The following is a 13,187-nucleotide window of genomic DNA, read 5'->3' as shown; positions in this document are numbered from 1 at the left end:
ACTGCTGGTGCGCTCAGCGCGTTTCGGGCGTCATCACACGTCCGGCGGGCACGCCGCCATCCAGTGAGCGACGAACTCGGGACAGGAAGTCCGCGAACGCGGCGGATTCATCGGCGGTGAAATCGGCCAGGATGAGTTGCTCCACGGCCGCGACCGCCGGGCGCGCTCGCGCGATGACCTCGGACCCTGCCTCGGTGAGGTGCAGGAGCAGCCGGCGGGCGTGCTCAGGGTCGCGCGTGCGGCGCACGAGACCGGCATGCAGCAACGGATCCACGGTCTGCGCCATTGACTGCGCCCGAACGAAAGAACGCCGCGCCAGGTTGGAGGTGGTGATGCCCGGACGACGTTCCAGCACCGTCAGCGCGGTGTATTGCGCGGGCGTCATGCCGATGTCGGCGCACACGGCCTCGATGTACGGGCGCAGGGCGAGCTCCACCTGCTTGATGACGTAGGTGAAGTTGGTCTCGCTCATGCCACCCCCAACAGTAATGGCGTCCACAGGCTCTGAGTTTCAGGTAGCCTACAATTCAAATCTACGACACGAACCTGGAGGAGGGACGGCATGCCCGAAAACATGATCTCCGCGACCATCGATGAACTGCCGCAGTTGCAAGGGAGCACCTTCGGACCATCCGACTGGCGGACGGTGCCGCAGAGCGAGGTGGATCTGTATGCGCAGCTGTCCGGCGATGACAACCCCATCCACGTGGACGCCGACTTCGCCGCCGCGACGCCCTTCGGCGGGCGGATTGCGCACGGGCTGCTCACGGTGAGCGTCGCGGTGCCGCTGCTGCGCCAGGTCTTCCGTGTCACGGGCATGGGCATGGGCATCAACTACGGGATGAACCGGCTGCGCTTTCCCGCGCCGGTCCCGGCCGGTTCGCGCATCCGGATCGCCGGGCGCGTGGCCGAGGTCACCGTCATCGACGGCGGGCTGCAGGCCACCGTCGTGGTGGAGGTCGAGGTCGAAGGCAACTCGAAGCCGGCATGCGTGGCAGAGCTCGTCCTGAGGTACTACCGATGACCGCGCAGGATCGGCTGGACGGCAAGGTCGCCATCGTCACCGGCGCCGGTCGCAGCCTCGGGCGGGCCTATGCACTCGCGCTGGGGGCTGCGGGTGCCGCAGTCGTGGTCAATGACATCGATGCGCAGACCGCGCAGCAGACCGTCGAAGACATCCAGGCCGCCGGCGGGCGGGCTGTCGCCGTCGTCGCCCCGGTCGGCCCCGCCGAAACGGCCGACGCCCTCGTGGACGCAGCCGTCACGGAGTTCGGGCGCGTGGACGCCCTGGTCGCCAACGCCGGAGTGCTGCGCGACCGCGTGCTCTGGAAGATGAGCGACGAGGACTTCGACCTGGTGATCGCGACCCACCTGCGCGGCTCGTTCACCTGCGGGCGTGCTGCCGCCGCGCGCATGCGTGCGCAGGGCGAGGGCGGTCGGATCATTCTGATCGGCTCACCGGCGGGTCAGTTCGGAAGTTTCGGACAGACGAACTACGCCACCGCCAAGGCAGGCCTGGTCGCGATGGCGCGCACGTGGTCGCTCGAGCTGGCCCGTGCGGGGATCACCGCGAACGCCGTGATCCCCACGGCGCTCTCACCGATGACAGCGACGATTCCCGCGTACACCCAGGTGTATGAGGACTACGTCGCCGGCCGGGGCATACCCTCCCGATATCGCCGCGAGAACGCGCTGGGCACCCCCGAAGACGTCGCGGCCCTCATCGTCTGGCTGGCATCGGATGCCTCGGCCGACGTGACCGGCCAGGCGATCGGGATCGGTGGCGACCGGCTGACCCTCTACGCACACCCGACGCCGCTTCGCGAGCTCTACCACGACGGCGGCTGGACGCCGGACCAGATCGATGCCGCCTGGCACGCCGACCTCGCCCCCGACGCACAGCACTCCGGCCCGCCCAGCTCCTGGCCGTCGGACGAGAAGCCGGGCGACGCATGATCGACCTCGACCGCATCCGCGCCATCGATACGCACGTGCACATCCAGGTCGATGACAGCGGGCACTACGGGGCCTCGGACGAGCAGCGCGCGGCCATGGCCCGATACTTCGGCAGCGGCGAACCGGCGCGCACGGTGGACGAGACGGCCGCGTACTACCGCGAGCGCGACATGGTCGCGGTGGTGTTCACCGTGGATGCCACCACCAACACGGGTCACTCGCCGAACAGTGTCGACGACATCGTCGCCGGCGCGGCACGCCATCCAGACACTCTCATCGCCTACGGCTCGGTCGACCCGCTGCAAGGCGATGCCGCACTGGATGAGCTGCACCGGCAGATCGCGCTCGGCGTACGCGGATTCAAGTTCCACCCGACCCTCCAGGGCTTCGATCCGTCTGACCCCGTCTTCGACCCCGTGTTCGCGGCGATCGAGCAGGCCGACCTGCCGATCGTCGTGCACACCGGACAGACCGGCGTCGGTGCCGGGGTCCCCGGCGGGTTGGGCCTGCGGCTGCGCTTGTCGGACCCGATGCTGCTCGATGAGGTCGCCGCCCGTCACCCAGGCCTGCGGATCGTGCTGGCGCACCCGAGTGTGCCCTGGCAGGACGAGGCGCTGTCGATCGCCACGCACAAGGCGAACGTCTGGATCGACCTGTCGGGCTGGTCGCCGAAGTACTTCAGCCCGGCGCTCGTGCGCGCCATCCGCACCTACCTGAAGCACAAGATGCTGTTCGGCTCGGACTTGCCGGCGCTCACCCCCGACCGTTGGCTGCGCGACTTCGCGGCCCTCGAGTTGCCGGACGAGGTCGTGCGGCTCGTGGTGAAAGACAACGCGGCGCAGCTGCTGGGGCTGAGCGGATCATGACCGCGCTCGACTACCCCGGGGACCTGCTCGGCTTCGGCGACGACCTCACCGGCCCCGAGCGCGCCAAGCTCGCGGTGCTGCGGGCGTACCTCGAAGAGCATGTGCGCCCCGTGCTGCCCGAGCGGTGGGAAGCCGGCGAGAACCTCGCCGACTTTCGCGCGCCACTGGCCGCCCTGCACCTGCTCGACGACCCTGCGCTGTTCGCGACGGACGGTGAGCCTCGGCCGCTGTACCGCGGGTTCGTGACGCTCGAGCTGTGCCGACTGGATCTGGGCCTGTCGATCACCTATGGCGGACAGGTCAACATGTTCCGCACGCTCGTGCACGCCGGCGGCAGTCCCGAGCAGATCGCCGCGTGGGACGCCGGCATCCTGGACTTCTCCTTCACCGGATGCTTCGCCCTGACCGAGCCCGATCACGGGTCCGATGTCGCCGGCGGTCTGGCCACCCGCGCACGGCGCACCGCCGATGGCTGGATGCTGGACGGGGCGAAGCGGTGGATCGGCAACGCGACGATCTCAGACAACATCGTCGTGATCGCCCGCGAAGACGGCGGCGAGCGCGTGCTCGCCTTCGTCGTGCCTTCCGACGCCCCCGGCGTGCAGCGCAGCGTCATCGTGCACAAGGGCGCGACGCGGCTGGTGCACAACGCCGACATCACTCTGGACGGCGTCGTGGTGCGTGAGGGGCGCCGGTTGCCGCGCATCGTCTCATTCGCAGACATCAACCGCGCCTTCCGGCGATTGCGTGCGACCATCGTGTGGTCCTCGGCAGGCATGCAGCTGGGCGCATATCGGGCCGCCCTCGACCACGCGCAGCGGCGTGAGCAGTTCGGCCGTCCGATCGCCGGCTTCCAGCTCATACAGGACAAGCTCGTGCAGATCACCGCCAACATCGCACAGACGCTCGCACTGGCGGTGCGCACCACGACGCACCCGATCGAGGATGACGTCTCACCGAGCCTGCTCAAACGCATCGCCGCCGATCGGCTGCGCGAATCGGTCGCGCTGGCGCGTGAGGTGATGGGTGGAGACGGGCTTCTGCTCGACCATGACGCGATCCGGTTCTTCAGCGACAGCGAGGCCGTCTACACGTTCGAAGGGACCCGCGAGATGAACACGCTGATCGTGGGCCGCGCTCTGACCGGGCACAGCGCGTTCCCGCGCTGACGGCCCGTCTCTCACGCGGCCGGCGCGGCACGCGAGACGATCTCGACCGTGCCCGCATCGCCGTCGACGCGCACGAGGTCTCCGGTGCGGATGACGTCGATCGGGTCCGGGTCGGCGGCGATCACGGTCGGCACCCTGGTCACTATCGCGCCCAGCGCCGCTTTGGTGGTCATCACGCTGATCACCATCGCCGCCGGTGCCGTGCCCATCAGCCGGGTGGCTTGAAAGTGTCCCGACCACCCCGAGGAGCCCTTCGCGCTGGGGAAGACCAGCACCTTGCCGGTGAAGCACTGCCCGACCAGTTCGTGCCTCCGCTCGACGATCGTGCCGTTGGAGGAATCGATCCCTCCCCACCCTGAGATGCCGTCGCGGGTGACCAGGGCTTCGGCGACCACGACGCCCGGTGTGATGCCGCGCCCGCGCATGACCGGCGTCTGCCCGCTCGGCGTCTGCCCGCTCGGCTTCTGCGCGCTCATGCCGCAGCCGCCAGTTCGCCGCGCCAGCGCCCGGTCAGCGCGGCCTGGATGCACTCGTCGAGCGTGCCGAACCACGCCTCGATGCCGAGGATCGCCGGCAGGTAGTGCGCCTGCTTCGCCGAATCGGTGGCGAACACGCGGGTTCCGGGCGGGGCGGTGCGCGACATCGCCGGACACGAGTCGGTGAGCAGCTTTCCGCCTGCTGCCTCGATCACGGCGGTGTAGCCGTTGCGGTCGGCCACCGAGCGCAACGCGCGTGGGGTCATGATCCACAGTTCGGTGGATGAGCTCAGCCGCTTGCCGTCGAGCAGCTGAGCGATCTCGGCGAGCTGCGACAGCGACGCGTGAGGGCACCCCAGCAGGATGAAGTCGACATCGTCGCTCTGCCCCTGCGAGTTGAGCGACTCATAGACGCTCTTCCGCTCGTCGGGCCCGTAGTCGATCGCCGCGGGAACCGGTCCGCCGCCGAACGCTGCCTCGAGCGTGGGAGCCTCCGGGGTGATCCCGGGGATGTGGTAGATCTCGACGCCGCCCGAGGTGGCCGTTGCCGCACCGAAGTGCTTCAGCTCGTCCAGGACCGGCTGGCCGAGATCGCCCACCACGGCGGGGCGCTCCTCCTGCACCACGTCGCCGACGAAGTAGCCGAACATCCCCCAGTCCTGCATCGACTCCACCCGCGTCCGCGCGCGGACCAGTCGGGTCGCATGGCGATTCTCGGGCACATGGTTGCCCCAGTACGGGATCTTGCCGGTGAGGCTGGCCGCACCGGTGGATGCCGCGCCCTCGCAGTTCGTGCGGGCCCCGAGCACCGAGTTGCAGTACACCACGGCGGAAGATTCCATCCATGCGCAGTGCTCGCCGCGCACGGGCAGGTTGCCCACTTGATAGGGGGTGCAGGTGGCCAGCACGTTCACGCCGCGCTGGCTGAAGAACGACTCGGCATCGCCCTGCAGCTCGATGTTGCGCAGCGGGTATTCGGAGAGCCCTTTGACCTCTTCGGTGAAGCCGTGCTGCAACTGGCACGTCGGCACCTTCATTCGCGGGATCTCGATGTCGGCGTCGCAGTCCAGATTGATGACGGCGTAGGACTTGGCCCAGCCCCCTTCGGCGAACAGCTTCGCCTTCGCCGGCGAGGGCTGGGTCATGGTGCCGGCGACATTCCGTGTCTCGCACAGCCGCTCGGCGCCGAGCGCATCGCCGTAGCGGATGAGCAGGTCCATCGCGGCGGCGACGGCATCGCCCTCGTCGCCCGCGTGCATGCTCTTCTCTTCATCGGTCAGAAACATCGTCACCCTCACCTCTGCGCACCATCGCGGCTTCGCGGCCCGTCCACGAGGGGTGGGGCGCGTGTTCGGCACGAGTCTGGCACCGGCTTCGCGCCCGACGAAGACGCTTTCCACCTGTCGAAAGCGTCAGAGAGCGCCGGGCACGCCGCGCATCTTGCCGCCCGATTTCATCAGCAGCGAGATCCGGCGTGCAGTGACCATCACCAGGTCGACCTGAGCCAGCGGGTTGACCTCGCGATCGGTGAACGCCACCGACAGCGCCGCGATCACCGCACCGCTCTGTCCGTAGACGGGCACCGCGACGCTGCAGTGCAGTTCGTCGACGTGTCGGTCACAGATGGCATAGCCGACGTGCCGCACCCGCTCGATGACGCTCTCGACATCGGCGCGACGGGTGAGGGTTCGGCTGGTGAAGCGCTCGAAGGGCTGGCTGAGCACCTCTTCGCGCACCTTGTAGGGGGCGTAGGCCAGCAGTACGTGCCCGATGGCGCTGGCGTGCATGGGATACCGTCCGCCGACGATCGGCCGCGGCGCGGGCCGGCGCCCGGCGTGGAAACGCTCCACCGAGACCAGGTCGAGCCCATCGCGGATCGCCAGGTGCACCGCATGCCCCGTGGCCTCGAACAGATCCTGCATGTACGACCGTGCGACCCGCTGCAGCTGGGAGGGCTGCGGCGCGAGGGCCGCGACCTCCCACAGCCGCAGACCGATGTAGTAGCGGCCGTTCGCGTCCTTCTCCAGCGCGCCCCATTCGGCGAGCCGCTGCACGATCCGGTAGCTGGTGGCGATCGGCAGCCCCGTGGCGCGACTGATCTCAGACAGCGTCTGACGGCGTTGCTTGTTCTGGAACGTGCCGAGGATCAGCAGGGTCCGATCGACCATCGAGCGTGGCAGATCGGCCGGTTCCTCCGCATCGATGCGGTCGTCTGTGACCTCGCCCATCACCATGATCTTATCGCCTCACTCTTGCACGCTTCCGGTGAGTGAAAAGCTGTGGCCGAGAGGTCACAGGATCTCACCGACCAGATCGTCCTGCGGCGCGTCGTCAGCGTGCACATACCGCTGCGCCATCAGCCACGAGGGGAACGTGGCCACCTTCGCGTCGATCACCAACGGGCGCGTGCGCGGCCCGTCGATCCACTCCACCACCGGGCCGAGGTCGTCGAGCCCGCGGACGGTGGCACCGTCGGCGCCGATCCCGCGCGCCACGCGCGCGATGTCGGTGTCGGGGAACCGCACGATGTCCAAGTCGTCTGTGTAGGGCTGGAACAGATTGATCTCGGCGCCGTACGCCGAGTCGTTGTAGACGATCACGACCAGGCCGAGCCCGCAGCGCACCGCGGTGTCGAGCTCGGCGAGCGACATCATGAACGAGCCGTCTCCGGTGCCGACCACGGCCACCCGGTCGGGCTGCGCGATTGCCGCGCCGATGCCGGCCGCCAGCCCCATCCCGACCGCCTGGAACCCGAGCGGGAAGCAGAACCCCCGCTCGTCGGGCACCCGCAGGTGCCCGGCAGGGTAGCAGTTGACGTTGCCGCCGTCGGGGATCACGACACGTTCGATCGGCAGCAGGTCGTCGAGTCTGTTGGTCAGCTCGCGCGGGTCGATGCAGCCGTTCTCGCGCAGCGGCTCGAACGCCTGGTCGCGCCAATACCGCGCCTCGCGCACGCGCTCGCGCACGTCTGGGGTGCGGTAGCCGACCGGCGACGCGGTGCGTGCGGCCAGTGCGTCGGCGACGCGCCCGGCGACGATCGCGGTGTCGCCGATGACGGCCAGATCGACGTCGCGGTGCCTGCCGATGGCCGCAGGGCGGTCATCGACCTGCGCGACCGTGGCGGTGCGCAGCAGCGCACCGTCGCGCGCCGTCCACTTGTTGAACGAGACGCCGAACCCCACGATCACGTCTGCGGCCGCGATCAGGTCCGCCGCACCCTCGGTCGAGAATCCGCCCATGACATCCAGCGCCCAGTCCTGGTCGGCGAACAGTCCGCGCCCGCCCGCCGAGGTGACCAGCAGCGCACCGGTCGCCGCGGACAGGCGCACGAGTTCGGCCTTCGCGTGCCAGGCTCCGCGCCCGGCGACGAGCACCGGGCGGTCGGCCTCGCCGAGCAGGCGCACCAATTCGGCGAGTTGCTCGGCCGCCGGCGCCGTGCGCTGCGGCCGCGGCGTCACCGGCGGCCGAGCATCCACCTCGATGAGATAGTCCTGGATGTCGGCAGGCACCGACAGCACGACCGTCTCGCGCTCGATCACCGCGCGGGTGAGAGCCCGGGTCGTGTCGGCGACGGCCGTCTGCGGGGTGTGCACCCGGGCCGGGGTGGCGCCCATCGCGGCGACGGCGCCGTCTTGGTCGATGTTGAAGTTCGAGTTCAGATCGCCGACCGCGGTATCGCCTGTGATGACGATGATCGGCGAGTGGCACTTCGCCGCTTCGGCGATGCCGGTCAGCGCATTGCTCAGGCCGCCTCCCTGATGCAGCGAGACCGCGGCCACCCGACCGGTCGTGCGTGTGTAGGCGTCAGCCATGACGGTCGCGCCCATCTCGTGCCGCGCCGCCGTGAACGGCACGCCGGCGGCGATCATTGCATTGGTGATCTGGAAGTTTCCGCTGCCGACCACGCCGAACACGTGGGCCACGCCCATCCCGGCCAGCGTCTGCCCGATCGCCTGTGAGACGAGCATGGTGGTCATCGCGCCTCCACAACTTCACTGTCGCGTACGGGATGCCGCTGCATCTCGGTGTCGGCAACTGTACCCAGCGGTCACCGAGCGTCTCGGGCGGCTTTTCACTCAGCGGAAGGTGGCGAATGGCGCTCGCTGTGATGCAGGTCGTCGACCAGCTCGGCGCGCACCCGCGCGAGGTCGATCTTGCCGGAGGCGCCCCGTGTTATCGCGTCGCGGAAGACGATTGCGCGGGGCTTCTTGTAAGCGGCGATCCGATCGCCGACATAGGTGGCCAGGTGCGCATCACCGGGGGTCTGCCCGGCACGCAGCACGACCATCGCCGCGACGATCTCTCCGAACCGGTCATCGGGCACGCCGACGACGACGGCGTCCTGCACCGCCGCGTGCGAGAGCAGCACCTCTTCAACCTCGTCCGGGTAGACCTTCTCACCACCGGTGTTGATCACCGCGTTGCCGCGGCCGAGGAACTCGACGTGCCGGTCCTCTTCCACAGTGACCCAGTCGCCGGGCATGACGTAGCGCACGCCGTCGATGTCAGGGAACGTCGCGGCGGTCTTCTCCTCGTCGCGGAAGTAGCCCAGGGGGATCGTGCCCGAGCGTGCCAGCATCCCCCGCGCACCGACGACGTCGTGCACAGGCCGACCGTCCGCATCGAGGACGGCCGCGTCCGGGTACAGTCGCGCCCGTCCGGGCAGCTCATCGGCGCTGTTGGTCACCGTGACGGCGAAGCCGCCACCTTCGGACGACGCGATGATGTCTTGGATCGCCAGCCGACCCAACACGTGCAGCCGCCGCTTGGTGCCGGCGCTGAAGCGCATTCCCGAGCTGACGATCGACGTCACCAACGGCAGGCGCACGCCCAGTCGCTCGGCCGCGTCGGCGAATGGGATGGCGACCGCGTCACCGGCCACCACGATCTGCGTGGCGCCGAAGCGGAGCGCCAGCCGAACGGCAGCATCCGCGTCGAAGCTCGCCGCCGCTGTGACCACCACCTGACCACCGACGGTGAGCGCGTTGATCGCCAGGGAGAGTGCAGTGCCGTGCATGAACGGCGCCAACGGCAGGTTCACCAGCTGCGGCCGCTGATAGTGCTCGGTGACAGCCACCGCCTGCGCAAGCGAAGTCGGCTGCGCCAGCCCGTTCATGTCGTAGATGCTGAACAGCTTCGAGCGGAACATGTCGGCGACCCGCCAGCGCACGGCCTTGGGCCGCGCGGTGGTGCCGCCGGTATAGATCCACATCTCGCCGTCGGCGGGTGCCCGATCAGGCAGAGTGCCGGGAGTGCCGACGGCGTGATCCCACTCAGCGGCGTACGGCGCCGGCATCCGGCCATCCGCGCCGCGGTCGACGTCGTCGACGACCTCGACCAGCTCCACGGTGCCGCCCGAGATCGCGAGCGCATCGTCGATGACGGCGCGATACGAACGGGCGAACACCAGCGCGCGAGGACCCGAGTCGGTCAGCAGCTCGGCCAATTCGACGTTCCGGTAGCGGAAGTTCATCGGCACGGGTGTGAATCCGTGCGCCAGGCACGCGAACATGGTGATGAGAAATTCGGGCCGGTTGTGCAGCACGATCCCGACGCGATCACCGCTGCGCAGCCCGCGCTCGTGCAGGTGGGCGCCGAGTCCGGCCGCCTCACGGGCGAATCGCTCGAACGTCCAGCGGTGCCCGGACGGTGTCACCAGCGCGGTTCGCGCCGGTGACACTCGGGCGATGGCCTGCCAGACGTCCGAGAAGGTCTCCTCGAACATCGTCGTCATGCCTCCTGCAGGGCATAGACCGATTCGTGCCAGGGGATGAACCAGCGCTTGGACCCGTTGACGATGACATAGAGGATGAGCCCGACCAGCGACAGCAGCAAGATCAGGGCGAATGTTCGCGCCGCGTTCAGCGAGTTCATCGCGCTGACCACCATGGCCCCGAGCCCAGAACTGCCCCCCAAGAATTCACCGACGATCGCACCGGTCATCGCCAACACGATGGCCACCTCCATCCCGGCGAACAGGTAGGGCAGCACGCTGCGCAGTTCGAGCTGCACGAAGGTCTGACCGCGCGTGGCGTTCAGGCTCTGCATGAGTTCACGCTGGCCGAGCTCCACCGAGCGCACGCCGAGCAGGGCGTTGAGCATCACCGGGAAGAACGCCAGAATCGCAGCGAGCACCACCTTCGAGGTCATCCCGAAACCGAACCAGATGACGAACAGCGGGATGAAGGCGACCTTCGGAGCGACCTGGGCGATGATGATCAGGGGACGCAGACTGGTCTCCAGCCACGGGATCTTGCCGAGGAGGACGCCTACGGCCAGGCCTGAGAGCACACCGACGGCGAAGCCGACGAGCACCTCGCTCAGCGTCACACCCATCTGCACCCAGGTGTCGGGCTCGGCCAGCAGCACGCCGAACTGCTTGCCCAGGTCGATCGGCGACGGCATGATGAACGGGTTGACGTCCAGCAGGACGACCCATGCCTGCCAGACGACCAGAAGAACGAGGATGATCGACGGGGTGACGATCCAGGGAAGTGCTTTGGAGCGGTTCATCGCTGCCTCTCAATCGTCCTGATCGAGTTTGGTGCGCAGGTCACGCACGATCTCGTTGAATTCGGGTTCGGTCTGCACCACGATCTCGCGCGGTTTGGGGATCTCGATCGACAGCACCTGGCTGACACGCCCGGGCCGCGGCGTCATGTGCACGATGCGGTCGCCGAGGAACACCGCTTCTGGGATGTCGTGCGTGACGAACACGACAGTCGATTCGGTCTCGCCGACGATCCGCTGCAGCTCGAGGTTCATGCGCTCTCGGGTCAGTGCGTCCAGCGCGCCGAACGGCTCGTCCATCAGCAGCAGGTCCGGCTCGGTGCTCAGCGCCCGGGCGATCGCCACGCGCTGGCGCATGCCGCCCGACAGCTGACGCGGGTAGGCGCTCTCGAAGCCCGCCAGACCCACGAGGTCCGCCAGCTCTGCGGCCCTCGCACGGCGCGCCGATTTCGAGACGCCGTGCAGCTTCAGCGGCAGCGCGATGTTGTCGACGACGTTGAACCAGGGCAGAAGATTGCTCTCTTGGAACACGAAGCCCAGCCGGGCGATCGCCGCGCTGTCGACGCGGCCACCGTTCCAGAGCTCCTTGTCATCGACCTGCACGGATCCGCTGGTGGGTGCCAGCAGCCCGCCGATCATGCGCAGCAGCGTGGTCTTGCCGCAGCCCGAACGGCCGACGACGGTGATGAACTCGCCGCGCAGGATCTCGAGATCCACGCTGTGCACCGCTGTGGTCACGCCTTTGGCGGTGCGGAACTCCTTGCTGAGGCTGTCGGTCTTGACGCGGATGGGCCGGTCTGGGATTGCAACCGACGATGAGGCATCCATGATGTCGCCCTTGATCTGATTCATGCGTTGTGCCCTCCTGGGTATCGGTGTGCGCCGCCGCGCCCCGGATCATCCCGGGGCGCGGCAGCGCGTCGTTCCTCAGTTGGCGGGGAGCAGCTTGTCGGTCAGCCAGTCCATCGGCTTGTTCTTGCCGCTGACCAGGCCGCTGGAGGTGTACAGCTCGTATGCATCCTGCCAGGTGGAATCGGCGTTCTTGAGCGGGTTGCCGTCGGCGTCGAACCAGCCCGACGCCACGTATTCGTCCAGCACGCTGGGTGCGATGGGGCTGTCGCCCTCGATCGACGGGAATGTCCACTTCTTCTTCATCGTCGCGATGACGTTCTTGTAGCCGTTGGCGGCGTCGCCCTTCACGAACTCGACTGCGTCGCGGATGCTTGCCAGCAGCCGCTTGAGCTCATCCGCTTTGGTGGGGTCGTTGACGCTGTCCGTCATCGCGATCCACACCTGCATGTCGGGTGCGCTGAGCAGATCGGCGCCGCCGACGATGACATCCTTGTTCTGGCTCTTCAAGGCGGCCGCGGTGTCCATGCTCACGATGTAGCCGTCGAGCTTGCCCTGGCGGACCAGTTCGATCGTCGCGGCGCTGACCGGGACCACTTCACGCTTGACCGAGTCGCGTGGGATGCCCGCGCTGTCCAGGGTCAGGTCAAGGGTGCGCTCACTCGTGCCGCCGGTGGAGCCCATGCCGATGGTGGCGTTCTTGAGGTCGGCGGGGGTGCGCAGCGGATGCTTGTCGACCGACACCAGGCGCAGCGAGGTGCCGTACGACATCGTGCCGATGCCCTGCACCTTCTGTCCCTGGTCCATAGCCGGCTGGATGTCGATGCTGCTGACACGAGTGGTCAGCGCGGCACCGCCGAGCACCGATTGCACGGCGGCCGGGGCACCCTGCACCGGCTGGATCGTGACATCCAACCCGTGCTTCTCGAAGTAGCCGCCGGCCTGGGCGACCATCTCGGGCGTGAACGTCAGAGACTCCAGCGGCAGGAAGGTGGTGATCGTCACCTTCTTCAGCTGCGCGTCGCCACCCGCGCCGGAGGTATCGCCTCCGGTGGACGCACAGCCGCTCAGCGCCAAGGCGCCGGCCGCGGCCAGAACGGTCAGCGTCCGGCCGACGCGCTTCTGCCAAGAACTTCTCAACCTCGGGGTTTCCAGCATCATTGCTCGCTCCTTCGCGGCTTCAGGTTGCAGTCCTGTCCGCAGGTCGTGACCGGATACCGGAAAGACGTCCGCGGTTACCCTCGATGGTGCACAGCCGAGCGTGGCCCGTGGGCGTCATTTTCGATAGCCGGAAACGGCGTGGCCTTTTCGTGACCGGCTGTTCGCGTGATCGGCTGTCTGCGTGATCGGAGCGCAGGCGG

At 68.2% G+C, this 13,187-nt stretch carries 13 protein-coding genes; 4 read left to right on the top strand and 9 right to left on the bottom strand.

Translation table 11 applies throughout. From position 1 onward, the window contains the following. Nucleotides 1-13: 13 nt before the first annotated feature. Nucleotides 14-472, bottom strand: coding sequence for a MarR family winged helix-turn-helix transcriptional regulator (locus QU603_RS02990; protein ID WP_308493009.1), 459 nt, complete (start codon nucleotides 470-472; stop codon nucleotides 14-16). 90 nt (nucleotides 473-562) lie between these two features. On the opposite strand from QU603_RS02990, the gene QU603_RS02985 reads away from it, so the two are divergent. Genes QU603_RS02985 through QU603_RS02970 form a run of 4 tightly spaced genes read left to right on the top strand, consistent with a single transcriptional unit; the run spans nucleotide 563 to nucleotide 3,991 of the window. Beyond that, on the top strand, nucleotides 563-1,024 hold the full coding sequence (locus QU603_RS02985) for a MaoC family dehydratase (RefSeq protein ID WP_308493008.1): 462 nt from the start codon (nucleotides 563-565) through the stop codon (nucleotides 1,022-1,024). Further along, entirely contained in the window at nucleotides 1,021-1,956 is a 936-nt protein-coding gene (locus QU603_RS02980) for an SDR family NAD(P)-dependent oxidoreductase (RefSeq protein ID WP_308493007.1), read from the top strand. The genes QU603_RS02985 and QU603_RS02980 overlap by 4 nt, the downstream gene beginning before the upstream one ends. After that, on the top strand, nucleotides 1,953-2,822 hold the full coding sequence (locus QU603_RS02975) for an amidohydrolase family protein (protein ID WP_308493006.1): 870 nt from the start codon (nucleotides 1,953-1,955) through the stop codon (nucleotides 2,820-2,822). The genes QU603_RS02980 and QU603_RS02975 overlap by 4 nt, the downstream gene beginning before the upstream one ends. Further along, nucleotides 2,819-3,991 (top strand): acyl-CoA dehydrogenase family protein, encoded by a 1,173-nt coding sequence (locus tag QU603_RS02970; protein ID WP_308493005.1) that lies wholly within the window; start codon nucleotides 2,819-2,821, stop codon nucleotides 3,989-3,991. Before QU603_RS02975 ends, QU603_RS02970 begins: the two co-directional genes overlap by 4 nt. Nucleotides 3,992-4,002: 11 nt before the next feature. Here the strand turns inward: QU603_RS02970 and QU603_RS02965 are convergent, their stop codons facing one another. The 8 genes from QU603_RS02965 to QU603_RS02930 form a co-directional block, all read right to left on the bottom strand. Next, nucleotides 4,003-4,467: an aconitase X swivel domain-containing protein gene (locus QU603_RS02965; protein WP_308493004.1), complete on the bottom strand. Its 465-nt coding sequence runs from the start codon at nucleotides 4,465-4,467 to the stop codon at nucleotides 4,003-4,005. Beyond that, nucleotides 4,464-5,753: an aconitase X gene (locus tag QU603_RS02960; RefSeq protein WP_308493926.1), complete on the bottom strand. Its 1,290-nt coding sequence runs from the start codon at nucleotides 5,751-5,753 to the stop codon at nucleotides 4,464-4,466. Before QU603_RS02960 ends, QU603_RS02965 begins: the two co-directional genes overlap by 4 nt. Nucleotides 5,754-5,879: 126 nt before the next feature. Continuing rightward, nucleotides 5,880-6,695, bottom strand: coding sequence for an IclR family transcriptional regulator (locus QU603_RS02955; RefSeq protein ID WP_308493003.1), 816 nt, complete (start codon nucleotides 6,693-6,695; stop codon nucleotides 5,880-5,882). 63 nt (nucleotides 6,696-6,758) lie between these two features. After that, on the bottom strand, nucleotides 6,759-8,444 hold the full coding sequence (locus tag QU603_RS02950) for a thiamine pyrophosphate-binding protein (RefSeq protein WP_308493002.1): 1,686 nt from the start codon (nucleotides 8,442-8,444) through the stop codon (nucleotides 6,759-6,761). Nucleotides 8,445-8,539: 95 nt separating this feature from the next. Beyond that, a complete protein-coding gene (locus tag QU603_RS02945; RefSeq protein WP_308493001.1) occupies nucleotides 8,540-10,201 on the bottom strand; it encodes an AMP-binding protein in 1,662 nt (553 codons plus the stop codon). Beyond that, nucleotides 10,198-10,980 carry an ABC transporter permease gene (locus QU603_RS02940; protein ID WP_308493000.1) on the bottom strand — a complete coding sequence of 261 codons (783 nt, stop codon included), beginning with the start codon at nucleotides 10,978-10,980 and terminating at the stop codon, nucleotides 10,198-10,200. The genes QU603_RS02945 and QU603_RS02940 overlap by 4 nt, the downstream gene beginning before the upstream one ends. Before the next feature lie 9 nt (nucleotides 10,981-10,989). Next, a complete protein-coding gene (locus tag QU603_RS02935; protein WP_308492999.1) occupies nucleotides 10,990-11,829 on the bottom strand; it encodes an ABC transporter ATP-binding protein in 840 nt (279 codons plus the stop codon). A gap of 75 nt (nucleotides 11,830-11,904) precedes the next feature. After that, on the bottom strand, nucleotides 11,905-12,987 hold the full coding sequence (locus QU603_RS02930; RefSeq protein WP_308492998.1) for an ABC transporter substrate-binding protein: 1,083 nt from the start codon (nucleotides 12,985-12,987) through the stop codon (nucleotides 11,905-11,907). Nucleotides 12,988-13,187 lie beyond the last annotated feature (200 nt).

This window comes from Microbacterium terrisoli, assembly GCF_030866805.1.
GTDB classification, from domain to species: domain Bacteria; phylum Actinomycetota; class Actinomycetes; order Actinomycetales; family Microbacteriaceae; genus Microbacterium; species Microbacterium terrisoli.
Note: the sequence above shows the minus strand (reverse complement) of the source record. Positions and strands in the feature narration are given on the sequence as shown.

Coding starts and splice junctions, on each gene's coding strand:
- QU603_RS02960 (WP_308493926.1), bottom strand. CDS start 5,753: ATGTTTCTGACCGATGAAGAGAAGAGCATGCACGCGGGCGACGAGGGC.
- QU603_RS02930 (WP_308492998.1), bottom strand. CDS start 12,987: ATGATGCTGGAAACCCCGAGGTTGAGAAGTTCTTGGCAGAAGCGCGTC.
- QU603_RS02970 (WP_308493005.1), top strand. CDS start 2,819: ATGACCGCGCTCGACTACCCCGGGGACCTGCTCGGCTTCGGCGACGAC.
- QU603_RS02940 (WP_308493000.1), bottom strand. CDS start 10,980: ATGAACCGCTCCAAAGCACTTCCCTGGATCGTCACCCCGTCGATCATC.
- QU603_RS02980 (WP_308493007.1), top strand. CDS start 1,021: ATGACCGCGCAGGATCGGCTGGACGGCAAGGTCGCCATCGTCACCGGC.
- QU603_RS02945 (WP_308493001.1), bottom strand. CDS start 10,201: ATGACGACGATGTTCGAGGAGACCTTCTCGGACGTCTGGCAGGCCATC.
- QU603_RS02965 (WP_308493004.1), bottom strand. CDS start 4,467: ATGAGCGCGCAGAAGCCGAGCGGGCAGACGCCGAGCGGGCAGACGCCG.
- QU603_RS02985 (WP_308493008.1), top strand. CDS start 563: ATGCCCGAAAACATGATCTCCGCGACCATCGATGAACTGCCGCAGTTG.
- QU603_RS02935 (WP_308492999.1), bottom strand. CDS start 11,829: ATGAATCAGATCAAGGGCGACATCATGGATGCCTCATCGTCGGTTGCA.
- QU603_RS02990 (WP_308493009.1), bottom strand. CDS start 472: ATGAGCGAGACCAACTTCACCTACGTCATCAAGCAGGTGGAGCTCGCC.
- QU603_RS02950 (WP_308493002.1), bottom strand. CDS start 8,444: ATGACCACCATGCTCGTCTCACAGGCGATCGGGCAGACGCTGGCCGGG.
- QU603_RS02975 (WP_308493006.1), top strand. CDS start 1,953: ATGATCGACCTCGACCGCATCCGCGCCATCGATACGCACGTGCACATC.
- QU603_RS02955 (WP_308493003.1), bottom strand. CDS start 6,695: ATGGGCGAGGTCACAGACGACCGCATCGATGCGGAGGAACCGGCCGAT.